12 protein-coding genes and 1 pseudogene are annotated in these 14,965 nt (G+C 68.8%); 8 read left to right on the top strand and 5 right to left on the bottom strand.

From position 1 onward, the window contains the following. Window positions 1-3 precede the first annotated feature (3 nt). The 4 genes from AQ610_RS16585 to AQ610_RS16570 all read left to right on the top strand — a co-directional run bounded on the left by AQ610_RS16585 (window position 4) and on the right by AQ610_RS16570 (window position 6,813). Complete coding sequence (locus AQ610_RS16585) at window positions 4-1,719, top strand: cation acetate symporter (protein ID WP_015602313.1); 1,716 nt, start codon at window positions 4-6, stop codon at window positions 1,717-1,719. A 366-nt stretch (window positions 1,720-2,085) separates the two neighbouring features. Then, window positions 2,086-3,372: a dicarboxylate/amino acid:cation symporter gene (locus tag AQ610_RS16580; RefSeq protein ID WP_006024396.1), complete on the top strand. Its 1,287-nt coding sequence runs from the start codon at window positions 2,086-2,088 to the stop codon at window positions 3,370-3,372. 2 nt (window positions 3,373-3,374) lie between these two features. Beyond that, window positions 3,375-5,408, top strand: a complete 2,034-nt coding sequence (locus AQ610_RS16575) for a sensor histidine kinase (RefSeq protein ID WP_006024397.1) — start codon at window positions 3,375-3,377, stop codon at window positions 5,406-5,408. A gap of 49 nt (window positions 5,409-5,457) precedes the next feature. After that, window positions 5,458-6,813 carry a sigma-54-dependent transcriptional regulator gene (locus tag AQ610_RS16570; RefSeq protein ID WP_006024398.1) on the top strand — a complete coding sequence of 452 codons (1,356 nt, stop codon included), beginning with the start codon at window positions 5,458-5,460 and terminating at the stop codon, window positions 6,811-6,813. Window positions 6,814-6,868: 55 nt separating this feature from the next. Here the strand turns inward: AQ610_RS16570 and AQ610_RS16565 are convergent, their stop codons facing one another. Then, the gene (locus tag AQ610_RS16565; protein WP_015602162.1) at window positions 6,869-7,405 is read right to left on the bottom strand and encodes a peroxiredoxin family protein; all 537 of its coding nucleotides are present in this window, start codon (window positions 7,403-7,405) and stop codon (window positions 6,869-6,871) included. Between the two features lie 73 nt (window positions 7,406-7,478). Between AQ610_RS16565 and AQ610_RS16560 the strand changes: the two genes are divergently transcribed. After that, window positions 7,479-8,285 carry a hypothetical protein gene (locus tag AQ610_RS16560; protein ID WP_043281972.1) on the top strand — a complete coding sequence of 269 codons (807 nt, stop codon included), beginning with the start codon at window positions 7,479-7,481 and terminating at the stop codon, window positions 8,283-8,285. Between the two features lie 405 nt (window positions 8,286-8,690). Here the strand turns inward: AQ610_RS16560 and AQ610_RS16555 are convergent, their stop codons facing one another. Together AQ610_RS16555 and AQ610_RS36140 are read right to left on the bottom strand one after the other, a co-directional pair. Continuing rightward, complete coding sequence (locus AQ610_RS16555) at window positions 8,691-9,470, bottom strand: thioesterase II family protein (RefSeq protein WP_006024401.1); 780 nt, start codon at window positions 9,468-9,470, stop codon at window positions 8,691-8,693. 135 nt (window positions 9,471-9,605) lie between these two features. After that, entirely contained in the window at window positions 9,606-9,770 is a 165-nt protein-coding gene (locus AQ610_RS36140; protein ID WP_015601548.1) for a hypothetical protein, read from the bottom strand. On the opposite strand from AQ610_RS36140, the pseudogene AQ610_RS16550 reads away from it, so the two are divergent. Beyond that, a pseudogene (locus tag AQ610_RS16550) lies at window positions 9,760-10,225 on the top strand (GNAT family N-acetyltransferase); the annotation flags it as partial. The gene AQ610_RS36140 and the pseudogene AQ610_RS16550 sit on opposite strands and share 11 nt — an antisense overlap. A 291-nt stretch (window positions 10,226-10,516) precedes the next feature. Here AQ610_RS16550 and AQ610_RS16545 read toward each other — a convergent pair. Together AQ610_RS16545 and AQ610_RS16540 are read right to left on the bottom strand one after the other, a co-directional pair. After that, window positions 10,517-12,100, bottom strand: a complete 1,584-nt coding sequence (locus AQ610_RS16545) for a YifB family Mg chelatase-like AAA ATPase (protein WP_006024404.1) — start codon at window positions 12,098-12,100, stop codon at window positions 10,517-10,519. 139 nt (window positions 12,101-12,239) lie between these two features. Next, entirely contained in the window at window positions 12,240-12,491 is a 252-nt protein-coding gene (locus AQ610_RS16540; protein WP_006024405.1) for an accessory factor UbiK family protein, read from the bottom strand. A 368-nt stretch (window positions 12,492-12,859) separates the two neighbouring features. On the opposite strand from AQ610_RS16540, the gene AQ610_RS16535 reads away from it, so the two are divergent. Both AQ610_RS16535 and AQ610_RS16530 read left to right on the top strand, forming a co-directional pair. Next, the gene (locus AQ610_RS16535; RefSeq protein WP_004198020.1) at window positions 12,860-13,198 is read left to right on the top strand and encodes a P-II family nitrogen regulator; all 339 of its coding nucleotides are present in this window, start codon (window positions 12,860-12,862) and stop codon (window positions 13,196-13,198) included. Window positions 13,199-13,230: 32 nt separating this feature from the next. Beyond that, on the top strand, window positions 13,231-14,739 hold the full coding sequence (locus AQ610_RS16530) for an ammonium transporter (protein WP_006024407.1): 1,509 nt from the start codon (window positions 13,231-13,233) through the stop codon (window positions 14,737-14,739). Window positions 14,740-14,965: the final 226 nt, after the last annotated feature.

Here is a 14,965-nt window from a genome sequence, read left to right as displayed (position 1 = left end):
GCGATGCTGCGCAAATCGACCGCGCGTCCCGCGCTTTTCGCACTGTCCGCGCTCTTCCCGTGCGCGGCGCTTTCTCCCGCGGCCGCGCACGCGATGGGCGTCGCCGCCGCACCGGTGCCGGGCAAGGTCGCGCTGAATCCCGTCGCGATCGGCATGTTCTTCGTCTTCGTGTTCGCGACGCTCGCGTTGACGCGCTGGGCCGCGCGCCGCACCCGCTGCGCGCGCGACTTCTACACGGCGGGCGGCGGCATCACCGGCCTGCAGAACGGCCTCGCGATCGCGGGCGACTACATGTCGGCCGCGTCGTTTCTCGGCTTGTCGGGCATGGTGTTCACGTTCGGCTTCGACGGGCTCATCTATTCGATCGGCTTTCTCGTCGGCTGGCCGTTCGTGATGTTCCTGATCGCCGAGCCGCTGCGCAATCTCGGCAGGTTCACGTTCGTCGACGTCGTCGCGTACCGCTTCGCGCAGCGGCCGATCCGGCTCCTCACGTCCGCGAACGCGCTGACGATCGTCGTGCTGTACCTGGTCGTGCAGATGGTCGGCGCGGGCAAGCTGATCCAGTTGCTGTTCGGGCTGTCGTACGGCGTCGCGGAGCTGATCGTCGGCGTGCTGATGGTCGTCTACGTGTTCTTCGGCGGAATGACCGCGACGACCTGGGTGCAGATGATCAAGGCCGTGCTGCTGCTCGCCGGCGCGACGCTGCTCGCCGCGCTCGCGCTCGGCGAGTTCGGCTTCAGCGTCGACGAGATGTTCCGCCGCGCGGTGGCCGTGCATCCGGGCGCGCTCGGCATCATGGGGCCCGGCAAGCTGATCCGCGATCCGGCGAACGCGCTGTCGCTCGGCATCGCGCTGATGTTCGGCACCGCGGGCTTTCCGCACATCCTGATGCGCTTCTTCACGGTGCCGAACGCGAAGGAGGCGCGCAAATCGGTGCTGTACGCGACGGGCTTCATCGGCTACTTCTATCTGCTCACGTTCGTGATCGGCTTCTCGGCGATCGTGCTGCTCGCTCAGCATCCGGAGTTCTTCCGCCACGACGCGACGGGCGCGTTCAGCCTCACGCGCGATCTCGTCGGCGGCTCGAACATGGTCGCGGTGAAGCTCGCGCAGGCCGTCGGCGGCAACTGGTTCTACGGCTTCATCGCGGCTGTCACGTTCGCGACGATCCTCGCCGTCGTCGCGGGCCTGACGCTCGCCGGCGCGACGACGATCTCGCACGATCTCTACGCGCAGATGTGGGCGCGCGGCCTGCCGGACGAGCGGCGCGAAATGCGCATTTCGCGCGCGGCGACGCTCGCGCTCTCCGCGGTGGCGATCGGCCTGTCGATCCTGTTCGAGCACGTGAACGTCGCGTTCATGGTCGGGCTCGTCGCGGCCGTCGCGGCGAGCGCGAATTTCCCGGTGCTCGCGACGTCGATCTTCTGGCGCGGGATGACGACGCGCGGCGCGGTGGCGGGCGGCGGGCTCGGGCTCGCGTCGGCCGTCGTGCTCACGCTGCTGTCGAAATCGGTGTGGGTCGACGTGCTGCATCACGCGCACGCGCCGGTGTTCCTCGACAACCCGGCGCTCGTGTCGGTGCCGCTCGCGTTCGCGGGCATCGTGATCGGCTCGCTCGCCGACCGCGGCGAGCGCGCGCGGCGCGAGCGCGACGCGTTCGCGCGGCAGGAGTTCTACGCGCAGACGGGCGCGCTCGCCGCGCAGGCCGTCACGCACTGAATCGTCGGGAAGCAGCGCGCGGCGGCGCGCGATTCGTCCGGCGATCCGGACGGCCGCGTTCCGGAAATCCGGATTTCCGGAACGCGCGCGCCCTCGAAGATTCGGAAAACCCAGAGAAATCAACAGGCTGAGCCTGATCGAGTGGCTGGCATCGACCTTGCAAAGTAAACGCCCAAGGCCGCCTGGGCCTCACTACTACAGCAAGGAGACATTCGATGACCCATCTCGTCCACCTCCCCCGGATTCGCTGAGGCCATCGCTTGTTGCGGCACGGCAGCCGCGCGGGCGAGTGGCTTCCCCTGACATTCGTCCGCGCGCGTGACGCCGACCTCCTTCGACTCACCTTCTCTCTTCTCTGGAACCACCGTGAAGAAACCGTTCTATAAAGTCCTCTACGTGCAGGTGATCTTCGCCATCGTCGTCGGCGTGATCCTGGGTCACTACTATCCGTCGCTCGCCGTCGACATGAAGCCGCTCGGCGACGGCTTCATCAAGCTGATCAAGATGGTGATCGGCCCGATCATCTTCTGCACCGTCGTGACGGGCATCGCCGGCATGCAGGACATGAAGAAGGTGGGGCGCGTCGGCGGCAAGGCGCTGCTGTATTTCGAGATCGTGTCGACGTTCGCGCTCGTGCTCGGCCTCGCGGCGACGCACATCCTGCGCCCGGGCGTCGGCTTCAACATCGATCCGGCGACGTTGAACGGCAAGGAAGTCGCGTCGTACGCGGCGAAGGCGCACGGCCAGTCGACCGTCGACTTCCTGATGCACATCATCCCGAACACGATGATCGACGCGTTCGCGCAGGGCGAGATCCTGCAGATCCTGCTGATCGCGCTGCTGTTCGGCTCGGTGCTCGCGCACCTCGGCGAGCGCGGCCGCGTCGTCACCGAGTTCATCGACGGCGTCACGCGCGTGCTGTTCGGCATCGTGCACATCGTCACGAAGCTTGCGCCGATCGGCGCGTTCGGCGCGATGGCGTTCACGATCGGCAAGTACGGCGTCGGCTCGCTCGTGCCGCTGCTCAAGCTGATCGGCACGTTCTACCTGACGTCGGTCGTGTTCGTGCTCGTCGTGCTCGGCACGATCGCGCGCTTCACCGGCTTCTCGATCATCCGCTTCGTCGGCTACATCAAGGAAGAGCTGCTGATCGTGCTCGGCACGAGCTCGTCGGAAGCGGCGCTGCCGCAACTGATGGAGAAGCTCGAGAAGGCGGGCTGCTCGCGCTCGGTCGTCGGCCTCGTCGTGCCGACCGGCTATTCGTTCAACCTCGACGGCACCAACATCTACATGACGATGGCCGTCCTCTTCATCGCGCAGGCCACCAACATCGAGCTCACGTGGATGCAGCAGCTCACGCTGCTCGCGGTCGCGATGCTGACGTCGAAGGGCGCGAGCGGCGTGACGGGCGCGGGCTTCATCACGCTTGCCGCGACGCTCGCCGTCGTGCCGACCATTCCGCTGTCCGGCATGGTGCTGATCCTCGGCATCGACCGCTTCATGAGCGAATGCCGCGCGCTGACCAACATCGTCGGCAACGGCGTGGCGACGGTCGTCGTGTCCGCATGGGAGAAGGAACTCGACCGCGCGAAGCTGCGCGCGGCGCTGTCGGGCAACGGCGGGGCCGCCGCGGGCGAAGCCGCGCGGATCTGACGATGAGCGGAAACACGGCGGGGCGCGCAGCGGCGCGCCCGCCGGGCGGGGCCGGGCCGGGCGCGTCGAAGCGCGCTTCGCCCGGCCCCGCGGCCTTTTCGGGCGGCGGCTATGCCACAATAGACGATCCTTACAATCCGGAAGCCGTCACCGTGAAGCGCCGCCTGCTCGTCGTCCTCGCGCTCGCCGCGATGCTCGCGGCCGCGTGCGCGCTCACGTGGACCATCACATGGCAGCGCGGCGTCGCCGATTTGCGGGACAGCGCGGCGGCGCGCGTGGACCGCACGACGAACGCGCTGAAAAGCACGCTCGACCGCTACGAATCCCTGCCGTACCTGCTGGGCGGCCATCCGTTCGTGCAGGACGTCCTCGCCGCGCCGGGCAATCGCCGCCGCGTGAATCGGGCGAACGCCTACCTCGAGGACGTGAACCGCCACGCGCACGCGACGGCGACCTACGTGATCACCGCGAACGGGCTGTGCGTCGCCGCGAGCAACTGGCGCGGCCCGGACAGCTTCACCGGCATCGGCTATCAGTTCCGCCCGTACTTCATCGATGCGGTGAAGGGCGGCACCGGCCGCTTCTTCGGAATCGGCACGATCTCGCGCGATCCCGGCTACTACATCTCGCAACCCGTGCGGCACGACGGCAAGATCGTCGGCGTCGCGGTCGTGAAGCTCAATCTCGAATGGTTCCAGGGCGCGGACGCGTCGGAGCCGCTCGTCGTCGCCGACGACCACGGCGTGATCTTCCTGTCGTCGGTGCCGGAGTGGAAGTACCACACGCTCAAGCCGCTGCCGGGGCCGATCGCGACGTCGATCCACGAGACGCGCCAGTATGCGCAGTATCCGGTGACGCCGCTGCCGCTGCGCGTCGAGCGCGTGCTCGGGCCCGATGCGCAGATCGTGCGGATGGGCGCGGGGCGCCGCGCGCCGCGCTATCTCGCGACGCGCCGCCTGCTCGGCGAGCCCGACTGGCAGCTCGTCACGCTCGCGCCGATCGAGCCCGTCGACGCCGACGCGCGCAACGCGACGATCGTTACCGCGTTCGGCTTCGTGTCGCTCAGCCTGCTCGCGTTCTACTGGCGCACGCGTCGCGCGCGCGTGAAGGAGATGCTGCGCAGCCGCGTGCTGCTGCAAAGCGCGTATGCGGAGCTGAACCGGCGCGTCGAGGAGCGCACGGCCGATCTGTCGCAGGCGAACGCGCGGCTCAAGAAGGAAGTCGGCGAGCGGATCCGCGCGGAGCAGGAGCTGCGCGCCGCGCACGACGAGCTCGTCCAGGCGAGCAAGCTCGCCGCGCTCGGCCAGATGGCGGCCGGCATCACGCACGAGCTGAACCAGCCGCTCGCCGCGCTGCGCAGCTTCTCCGACAACACGCGCGTGCTGCTCGACCGCGGCGAGCAGGCGGCCGCGCGCGAGAACCTCGAGGCGATCGCGGCGCTCACCGAGCGGATGGGCAAGATCACGAATCAGTTGAAGCTGTTCGTCGGGCGCGCGAAGCCGCGCAACGAGCAGGCGCACGTCGCGCGCGCGCTGCGCAACGTGCTCGCGCTGCTCAAGGAGCGGATGCAGGGCGTCGAGCTCGCGATCACGCTGCGCGACGAGACGTGCGATCCTGTCGAGGCCGCGCGCTTCGATCCGTCGCGGGACGAGCCGGCGCTCGTCGCGCGCTGCGAGGATCTGCGGCTCGAGCAGGTGCTCATCAACCTGCTCGGCAACGCGCTCGACGCGGTCGCGACGGCCGCCGCGCCGCGCATCGACGTGACGATCCGCGCGACGGCCGCGACGCTTGCGATCGTCGTGCGCGACAATGGGCCGGGGATCGCGCCGGAATCGCTCGCGCGGCTGTTCGAGCCGTTCTTCACGACGAAGGAAATGGGGCGCGGGCTCGGGCTCGGCCTCGCGATCTCGTCGTCGATCGCGCGCGACGCGGGCGGCTCGCTCACCGCGCGAAACGCGCCGGCGGGCGGCGCGGAGTTCGTCTTGACGCTGCGCCGCGTGCGCACGCATCATCCGGACACTTCCGCCGCGCGCTGAGCGCGCTTTTTCGCGCGCGGCACGCGTCAGCATCATGGGGTGAAAGAAGATGGCGAACCGCCTGCAAGTGATCTACATCGAAGACGACGAGCTCGTGCGCCGCGCGAGCGTGCAGAGCCTGCAGCTCGCGGGCTTCGACGTCATCGGATTCGGTTCGGTCGAGGCGGCCGAGAAGGCGATCGGCGGCGACGCGGCCGGCGTGATCGTGTCCGACATCCGCCTGCCCGGCGCGAGCGGCCTCGATCTGCTCGCGCAGTGCCGCGAACGCACGCCCGACGTGCCCGTCGTGCTCGTCACCGGGCACGGCGACATCTCGATGGCCGTGCAGGCGATGCGCGACGGCGCATACGATTTCATCGAAAAGCCGTTCGCGGCCGAGCGCCTGATCGAGACGGTGCGGCGCGCGCTCGAGCGGCGCGCGCTCGTGCTCGAGAATCACGCGCTGCGGCGCGAGCTCGCGGGGCAGGGCGTCGTCGCGCCGCGGATCATCGGCCGCAGCCCCGCAATCGAGCAGGTGCGGCGGCTGATCGCCAACGTCGCGCCGACCGACGCGTCGGTCCTCATCAACGGCGACACCGGCGCCGGCAAGGAGCTGATCGCGCGCAGCCTGCACGAGCTGTCGCCGCGCCGCGACAAGCCGTTCATCGCGGTCAACTGCGGCGCGCTGCCTGAGCCGATGTTCGAATCCGAAATGTTCGGCTACGAGCCGGGCGCGTTCACCGGCGCGGCAAAGCGCCGTATCGGCAAGCTCGAGTACGCGTCAGGCGGCACGCTGTTCCTCGACGAGATCGAGAGCATGCCGCTCGCGCTGCAGGTGAAGCTGTTGCGCGTGCTGCAGGACGGCGTGCTCGAGCGGCTCGGCTCGAACCAGCCGATCCGCGTGAACTGCCGCGTGGTCGCGGCGGCGAAGGGCGACATGAGCGAGCACGTCGCGGCAGGCACGTTCCGGCGCGACCTGCTGTATCGGCTGAACGTCGTGACGATCGCGCTGCCGCCGCTCGCCGAGCGTCGCGAGGACATCGTGCCCCTCTTCGAGCACTTCATGCTCGACGCGGCGGTGCGCTACGGGCGCCCCGCGCCGCTTCTCACCGATCGTCAGCGCGCGAGCCTGATGCAGCGCGACTGGCCGGGCAACGTGCGCGAGCTGCGCAACGCGGCCGACCGCTTCGTGCTCGGCGTGACGGAAGACATCGCCGGCGACGCGGGCGCGCAAGCCGACGAGAGCGCCGAGCAGTCGCTGAAGGAGCGCATCGAGCAATTCGAGCGCGCGGTGATCGCCGAGACGCTGAATCGCACGGGCGGCGCGGTCGCGACGACGGCCGACAAGCTGCACGTCGGCAAGGCGACGCTCTACGAGAAGATGAAGCGCTATGGGCTGAGCGCGAAAGGAGAAACGGACCGCTGATGCGGGCGGGGGCCCGCGTCGAGCGATCCGCGCGGCGCCGGGATGCAGGGCGCGCTTACGCGCTCGTGTCGAGCGCCTTTTGCAGCAGTTGATCGAGCTCCGCGAACTGCGGCGCGCCGACGTAGCGCTTCAGGATCTTGCCGTCCTTGCCGATCACGAATGTCGTCGGCGTGAGCTGGACGTTGCCGAACTGCTTCGCGACGCTGCCGTCGTCGAGCGCGACCTTGAACGGCAACCGGCGCGTCTGCGCGTAGTTCGCGACGTACATCGGCGGATCGTAGTTCATCGCGACCGCGACGAATTCGAGGCCCTGGCCCTTGAAGCGGTTGTACGTGTCGACCATCTGCGGCATTTCCTGCATGCAGGTCGCGCAGCTCGTCGCCCAGAAGTTGACGAGATAGACCTTGCCCTTCAGATCGGCGGCGGTCGAGACTTTCTGGCCGGACAGCAGCGTGAACGTCGCTTCGGGCGCGCTGGACTTGCCGTTGAACGCGAAATAGCCGGCGACGGCGATCGCGACCGCGGCGAAGGCGATCGCGACGTAGCGCAACGGGCCGGCGCGGCGGCCGGCGGAGGCGGGAGCGGGGCTCATCTGCGGGACCTCTGAATGCGTGGACTTCAGGCGGCGCCGCGTGCGGGCGCCCGATCGATGCGAACGGCGCTCATTGTACCGTCAATCGGGCGTGCGCACCGGCGCCGCGCTGTCGCGCCGAGCGGCGATAATGCAGCTTCGTTCTATGTCCATTGCACCCTTTTTCATGATTCGTGCCGCTCTTCGCTACGCGCGCTTGCTTCGTTTCCGTTCGATTGGCCGGCCTGAGGCGTTCGGCGCGGCGGCGCGGTTACGTCCGTCGGGGGCGACGCGTGGGCGCGTGGGCCGCGCGTCGCCGGGCGTTCGCGCGCGCCGCGCGGCCGTCGTGCTCGGCGCGCTCGCGTCGCTGGCCGCGTGCTCGCCCGCCTATGACTGGCGCACGCTGCACAACGACGCCGGCTACACGATCGACCTGCCGGCCAAGCCGACCGTCGAAGAGCATCCGGTCGCGATCGGCGGCGTGCCGATGAAGATGCGGATGCAGGCGGCGCACGTCGGCGGCGCGGTGTTCGCCGTCGGCACGGTGATGCTGCCGGACGACCGCGACGCGACCCAGCACGCGGCGCTCGACTATCTGCGCACCGGCTTGGCGCGCAATCTGCGCGCGCAGCCGTCCGAACAGGCGGTGCTCGTGCCGCTCGCGGCCGGCGGCCAGACGGCGGGCGTCGAGCTGCGGATGAGCGGGGCGCCTGCCGGCGCATCGGATGCATCCGGCGCGGATCGGCAGGGGGATGGCGCGTCCGGCGCGCGCGCGTCGAAGACGGTGATCGCGAGGCTCGTCGCGCACGGCCGGCACGTGTACGAAGTGATCGTGATTTCCGATGCGCCGCTGGCGTCGGAGCCGCTTGAACAATTTTTCGGCTCGTTAAAACTCGATTGAGCGGGCGATGCGGGATGCATGAGAGCCGGTTCCGGAGTGAAAGTTCCTTCGCAAGAACGGGCGCTAATCGCCGGATTTTGCGGGATTTTTTCGACTATCCACAGACACTGTGGACAACTTTGTTGAAAAGTTCGACGGGCAGTCGGCAAAGGCCCGCCAGAGGGCCTTTCAGTTAGATTGCCCGCAATCTTTGCACTTGCAAAAAATCAATAAAATCAATGCATTGCAAGGAGCGCTTCAAGTGATGGCTGGAACGCGTCGAGATTGGGCTGGATTCGGCCAATTGTGCATAAGTCAAGTCTTGACATGCATCTTTTTGCCGGTCGCTCGAAGGCGACCGGGCTCGAAACCCTTGTGCCGACGCCCGCGGGCGGGGCGGTCGGCCGCGATCCCGTTGCCTTCCGATTACTGCACGACGGAGATGTCCGCCCGCCGTTCGTGCTTCGTCAGCGCGGCGTCGATCGCGCCATGCACGGCGGACGGCGTGTCGAGCAGGTAGAAATGCCCGCCGTCGAACGTCTCGCGCCCGATCGGCAGCGTCGACGCGCGCTGCCAGTCCTGCAGCCCGCCCTCGGACAGCACGGTGTCGTGCGCACCGGCGAAGACCGTGACGGGCACGGGCAACGGCGTGGCCGACGCGAGCGGAAAGAACGCCTCGACGATCCGGAAGTCGGCCTTCGCGAGTTGCAGCAGCATCGCGCGCAACTCGTCGTGCGCGAAGACTTCGGGCGGCGTGCCGCCGAGCGTCGCGAGGTGCTCGACGATCGCCGCGTCGGGGCGCTGATGGACCGGGAACGCGCGGCGCCGCGACGCGGCGAACGGCGAGTCGGCGCCCGATACGCCGAGCCAGCGCGGCGCACGCCCGAGCTGCGTCATGTCGTGCGCGAAGCAGTACGCGACGAGCGCGCCCATGCTGTGGCCGAAGATCGCATAGTCGGCGGGGAGCGCGGGGGCCAGCTCGCGCAGGTAGTCGCGCAGCGCCGGCAGCGTGTCGAAGGCGGCGTGCTTGAGACTTCTGCCCCGCCCAGGCAGCTCGACGAGCCAGACTTCGACATGCGGCGGAAACGCGACGGCCCACCGGAAGTAGTTCGTTGCGGAGCCGCACGCGTGATGGAACATCAGCAGCCGGTGCCGCGCGTGCTCGCGTCGGTCGGGAATGGTGAGGGTGCCGGGCAGCAGGGCCATGCGCGATCGCTCCAGTGTCGGTCCGTGTCAGGGAAGGCAAGTCTTCGGGCGGTCCACGGCGCCGCGAATGCTCGGGGCGCAGGACGCGAGGCGATGCCCTGTGTTGAAAGCAAGGGCGTCATTGCGCCTACTATATTACGATTCGCCCACGATTCCCGTTTTCGTTTCGCGGTTCGAATGCTCGGCCGTGTCGTTGTTATTGTCGGCTGCGGTTGCGATGGCCATCGCGCTGAACGTCGGGCGCCGGGCGCTTTCCGTGGGCAGCGCCGCCGTTCTCGGGTAAAAAAACATGGCGATCATCGTCCGTGCCGCCTGTCGCGCCGACTGGCCTGCATTGCGCGCGCTCTATCTGCGCGCGCGCCGCGACACGTTCGTCTGGCTGCCCGCAGACAACTTCGCACTCGACGATTTCGACGCGCACACGCGGGGCGAATCGCTGCTCGTCGCGCAAGCGGAGGGCGAGGGCATCGTCGGCTTCGTGTCGGTGTGGGAGCCGGAGCGCTTCGTCCATCATCTGTACGTCGCGGGATCGAGGCTGCGTGGAGGAATCGGCAGCGCGCTGCTGCGCGCGCTGCCGGGCTGGCCCGCCGAGCGCTACCGGCTCAAGTGTCTCGTGCGGAACGAACGAGCGCTCGCGTTCTATCGCGCGCACAGATTCGTCGAAATCGATTCGGGCGTATCGAAGGACGGCGAATATCGGCTGCTGGAGACACGGGAAGCGGGCGACTGACGGCGCTCGGCCGGGAAGTCGCGAGCGACGGGCGCTTCTGTTCGCGCGCATTCCAGTATCGCGCCGCCGGTCGACACGCAGCGTTCGCGGCACGGCTGCATCGCGCCGATCGCATCGACGCGCGGCTCGTTCTGCCGATGGCGCGCGCCCGCCGGTTCTCTCTCGACCCAGGCTGGTATTCCGGCGGGCGTCAGCTTGGCATTGACGCATCGTTCCATGTCGCCGCTCGCGGTGCGGCGCCACATCGCCCGTCACTCCGCCGCCTTTCCGGGTTCCGCCTCGGCAACCGTCGGCGGATTCTCGGATCGAGGTCCGTTCACGCCGGTGCGAACACCCGTCGGTACTGGATCGCCTCGGCGATATGCGCAGCGCTCGGCGCCTCGTCGCCCGCGAGATCGGCGATCGTCCGCGCGACCTTCAGCACCCGGTAGTACGCCCGCGCCGACCAGCGGAACCGCTCGCCAGCGTCGCGCAGCAGCGTCTCGCCCGCGCTGTCCGGACGGCAGAACGCATCGGTCTCGCGGCCCGTCAGCATGTGGTTGGTCTTGCGCTGCCGCGCGAATTGCCGCCCGCGCGCGAGCGCGACGCGCGCGGCCACGGTCTCGCTCGATTCTCCGGCGGTTGCGGGCCGTTCGGCCAGCTCGGCGGGCGTGAGCGCGGGAATCTCGATCTGGATGTCGATCCGGTCGAGGAGCGGCCCGGACAGCTTGCGCAGATAGCGCGCGGCGATCTCGGGCGAGCAGCGGCAGCGGCCGCCGGGGTCGCCGCGCCAGCCGCACGGGCAGGGATTCATCGCGGCGATCAACTGGCACGCGGCCGGGAAATCCGCCTGCAGCGCGACGCGCGAGATCGTGATGCGGCCCGCTTCGAGCGGCTCGCGCAGCGTCTCGAGCACATGCCGGTCGAATTCCGGCAACTCGTCGAGGAACAGCACGCCCAGGTGCGCGAGCGTGATCTCGCCCGGCTGCGGCGGATTGCGGCCGCCGACGAGCGCGGCCGAGCTCGACGAGTGATGCGGCGCGCGAAACGGGCGCCGCCGCCATTGCGCGAGCGAGAAGCCGGCGCGGCTCGACGACAGGATCGCGGCCGACGTCAGCGCCTCGTCGTCGGTGAGCGGCGGCAAGAGGGCCGGCAGGCGCGCGGCGAGCATCGACTTGCCCGCGCCCGGCGGCCCGATCATCAGCATGTGGTGGCCGCCCGCCGCCGCGACTTCGAGCGCGCGCTTCGCGCTCGTCTGGCCGATCACGTCCGCGAGGTCGGGGGCGGATGCCGCGGGGAGCGCGTCGAGACGGGGCGCGGCGACGGGCGTGAGCCGCCCGTCCGGCGCGTCGGCGAGATGCGCGCACAGCGCGGGCAGATCGGCCGCGCCGTATACCGTCACGCCCGGCACGAGCGCCGCTTCGGCCGCGCTCGGCAGCGGCAGGTAAAGCTCCGCGGCCGCCGCCGTCATCGCCACGGGCGGCGATTCGGCATCCGCGGACGAGCCGCTTTCGTCCGCCTGCTGGCCGCGGGCGGCGCCGCACGCCATCGCGAACGCGCCGCGCATCGGCCGCAGCGCGCCCGTCAGCGACAGCTCGCCCGCGAACTCGCGGCCGTCGAGCGCGCCTGCCGGAAGCTGGCCGCTCGCGGCGAGGATGCCGAGCGCGATCGGCAGATCGAAGCGGCCGGACTCCTTCGGCAAGTCGGCGGGCGCGAGGTTGACGGTGATGCGCCGCACGGGGAATTCGAAGCCGCAGTTCTGCAGCGCGGCGCGCACGCGCTCGCGGCTTTCGCGCACTTCGAGATCGGGCAGCCCGACGATCGAAAACGACGGCAGCCCGTTGGCGAGATGGACTTCGACGGTGACTTCCGGCGCGCGGCCGGCAGCGGGCGCGCGGCTGCGCACCACGGCAAGCGACATGATTCGACTCCGCGTGACCCGGACCGGGCGGCGCGAATCGCGCCGCCCGTGGCGTCCGGAGGATGGTTTCGATGCGCGCTTGCCGGCGTGGCGCGAACTGCGGGGGAAGCCGCTCAGCGAATACGAGCGGCGGCGGACGTCACGACTGGACGTCCGCCAGTTTCTGTTCGAGCTCGGCGACGCGCTTTTCGAGCTCCTCGAGCCGCGCGCGGGTACGCGCGAGCACCTGCGCCTGCGTGTCGAATTCTTCGCGGGTGACGAGGTCGAGCTTCGAGAAGCCTTGCGTGAGCATGGCCTTCACGTTGCGCTCGACATCCTTGACCGGCGAGTTTTTCAGCAGATCGCCGATGCGCGCCTGCAGGTCGTTGAAAACGTCGCTGGGTTGCTTCATGGTGTTCCCCTTCCAGGTGCACAAAATTTGTGCAATAGCCGTTGCAGTCGTGCCCGCGAATTGCGCATGACCGAAATTGGTGCGCCCGCAGGCCCGTTTTCCGGGCATTCGCCCGCGTGAAGCCGCGTTCGTGATGCGCCGGACGTGCGTGCACTCTAGCAACCTTCCTTTCAGCGCGCCAGCAAACCGGGCCCGCGTTGGCCGTTCGGCCAAGGCGCGCTTGCGTTTACGCAAGCGTGTGCGGATAGCGGAAATCTGCGTGAAAGCCTTTCGAGACCGGCGTGTGCCGATATGGCATGCGAGTTGCTGTAGGTGTTTCGCTACACATTGCAGCAGTGATGGGACAACCACCATAGCGAGAGGACTTCATGAAACTGATTACCGCAATCATCAAGCCGTTCAAGCTCGATGAGACGCGCGAGGCGCTCTCGGCGCTCGGCGTCTCGGGCATCACGGTGACGGAGGTCAAGGGGTTCGGCCGCCAGAAGGGGCATACCGAGCTGTACCGGGGGGCCGAATATGTCGTCGATTTCCTTCCTAAGATGAAGATCGAAGCCGCGGTGTCGGACGACCTCGTCGACCAGGCCGTCGAGGCGATCGAGCGCGCGGCGCGTACGGGGAAGATCGGCGACGGCAAGATCTTCGTCACGTCGATCGAGCAGGTGATTCGGATTCGTACTGGGGAGACGGGCGCTGACGCCCTGTAACAAGAGACACGAGCGATAAGAGGAAAACCAAGATGCGCAAAATCCTGATGTCCCTGTTGATGGCCGGCTCGCTGCTTGCGGGCGGCATCGGCGCCGCGATGGCCGACGACGCTTCGTCGGCTCCCGCCGCCGCATCGGCCGCAACGGCTTCCGACACGTCGGCGAGCGCCGCCGTATCCACGTCGGCCGCATCCACGTCGGCCGCATCCACGCCGGCCGCATCCGCGCCGGCCGATGCCTCCGCGGCCGCTTCGGCCGCCGCGCCGGCCTCGGCCGCCGCCGCGCCTGCCGCGCCGAGCGCGCCGTTCTCGGTCGATTCGTCGAAGATCAACTCGGGCGACACCGCGTGGATGCTCACGTCGACCGCGCTCGTGCTGTTCATGACGATCCCGGGCCTTGCGCTTTTCTACGGCGGCATGGTCCGCAAGAAGAACGTGCTCGCGACCGTGATGCAGAGCTTCGCGATCACCGCGCTGATCACGGTCCTCTGGACGGTGGTCGGCTACAGCCTCGCGTTCACGCCGGGCAGCGGCTTCATCGGCGGCTTCTCGCGCGTGTTCCTGTCCGGGATGAACTACATCCACGGCGACAAGGCGACGACGCTCACCGTCAGCCACCTCGCGCCGACGATCCCGGAATCGGTCTATTTCGTCTATCAGATGACGTTCGCGATCATCACGCCGGCCCTCATCTGCGGCGCGTTCGCCGACCGGATGAAGTTCTCGGCGATGCTCGTCTTCATGACGCTCTGGTCGCTGATCGTCTACGTGCCGATCGCGCACATGGTCTGGGAGCCGACGGGCTGGCTGTCGTCTGACGGCGTGCTCGACTTCGCGGGCGGCACGGTCGTGCACATCAACGCCGGTATCGCGGGCCTCATGTCGTGCCTCGTGCTCGGCAAGCGCGTCGGCTACGGCCGCGAAGCGATGGCGCCGCACAACCTCGTGCTGACGCTGATCGGCGGCTCGATGCTGTGGGTCGGCTGGTTCGGCTTCAACGCGGGCTCCGCGGTCGCCGCGGACGGCCGCGCCGGCTTCGCGATGCTCACGACGCAAGTCGCCACCGCGTGCGCGGCGCTCGGCTGGATGTTCGCCGAGTGGATCGCGAAGGGTAAGCCTTCGGTGCTCGGCATCGTGTCGGGCGCGGTCGCGGGCCTCGTCGCGATCACGCCGGCCGCCGGCTTCGTCGGCGTCGCGGGCGCGCTCGTGATCGGCATCGCGGCGGGCGTCGTCTGCTTCTGGTCGGCGACGTGGCTCAAGTCGAAGCTCGGCTACGACGATTCGCTCGACGCGTTCGGCGTGCACGGCGTGGGCGGCATGCTCGGCGCGCTCCTGACGGGCGTTTTCGCGGTCAAGGACATCGGCGGCGCCGACGGCAGCCTGCTGCTGCAGGCGAAGGGCGTGCTGATCACGCTCGTCTACAGCGGCGTCGTCAGCTTCGTGCTGCTGAAGGTGATCGACCTCGTGATCGGCCTGCGCGTGACGGAAGAAGAAGAACGCGAAGGCCTCGACGTGATCCTGCATGGCGAGCACGTCGAATAACGGGATTCAATCCCCGAATCCAGGGGGCGAAGTGCTTGCACGCTTCGCCGCCCGCAGAATGAGCGCAGCGATTTCGACCCGCCCTCCAGGCGGGTTTTTTTTCGCGCGCTCGCGGCCCGCCGGGCGGCGCACCGGGCGTCGCGCGCAAGGCGTCGGAAACCTCGCACGCGACACCTCGCCGGATACCGCGCGACACTCGCGCAACAGCCGAGCGACGCCTTCGCAA

Source organism: Burkholderia humptydooensis, assembly GCF_001513745.1.
In the GTDB taxonomy this organism is placed as follows: Bacteria; Pseudomonadota; Gammaproteobacteria; order Burkholderiales; family Burkholderiaceae; genus Burkholderia; species Burkholderia humptydooensis.
Note: the sequence above shows the minus strand (reverse complement) of the source record. Positions and strands in the feature narration are given on the sequence as shown.

Bases quoted from the DNA above. Each gene is read 5' to 3' on its own strand.
- AQ610_RS16585 (WP_015602313.1), top strand. From the start codon at position 4: ATGCTGCGCAAATCGACCGCGCGTCCCGCGCTTTTCGCACTGTCCGCG.
- AQ610_RS16575 (WP_006024397.1), top strand. From the start codon at position 3,375: ATGAGCGGAAACACGGCGGGGCGCGCAGCGGCGCGCCCGCCGGGCGGG.
- AQ610_RS16570 (WP_006024398.1), top strand. From the start codon at position 5,458: ATGGCGAACCGCCTGCAAGTGATCTACATCGAAGACGACGAGCTCGTG.
- AQ610_RS16565 (WP_015602162.1), bottom strand. From the start codon at position 7,405: ATGAGCCCCGCTCCCGCCTCCGCCGGCCGCCGCGCCGGCCCGTTGCGC.
- AQ610_RS16555 (WP_006024401.1), bottom strand. From the start codon at position 9,470: ATGGCCCTGCTGCCCGGCACCCTCACCATTCCCGACCGACGCGAGCAC.
- AQ610_RS36140 (WP_015601548.1), bottom strand. From the start codon at position 9,770: ATGATCGCCATGTTTTTTTACCCGAGAACGGCGGCGCTGCCCACGGAA.
- AQ610_RS16545 (WP_006024404.1), bottom strand. From the start codon at position 12,100: ATGTCGCTTGCCGTGGTGCGCAGCCGCGCGCCCGCTGCCGGCCGCGCG.
- AQ610_RS16540 (WP_006024405.1), bottom strand. From the start codon at position 12,491: ATGAAGCAACCCAGCGACGTTTTCAACGACCTGCAGGCGCGCATCGGC.
- AQ610_RS16535 (WP_004198020.1), top strand. From the start codon at position 12,860: ATGAAACTGATTACCGCAATCATCAAGCCGTTCAAGCTCGATGAGACG.
- AQ610_RS16530 (WP_006024407.1), top strand. From the start codon at position 13,231: ATGCGCAAAATCCTGATGTCCCTGTTGATGGCCGGCTCGCTGCTTGCG.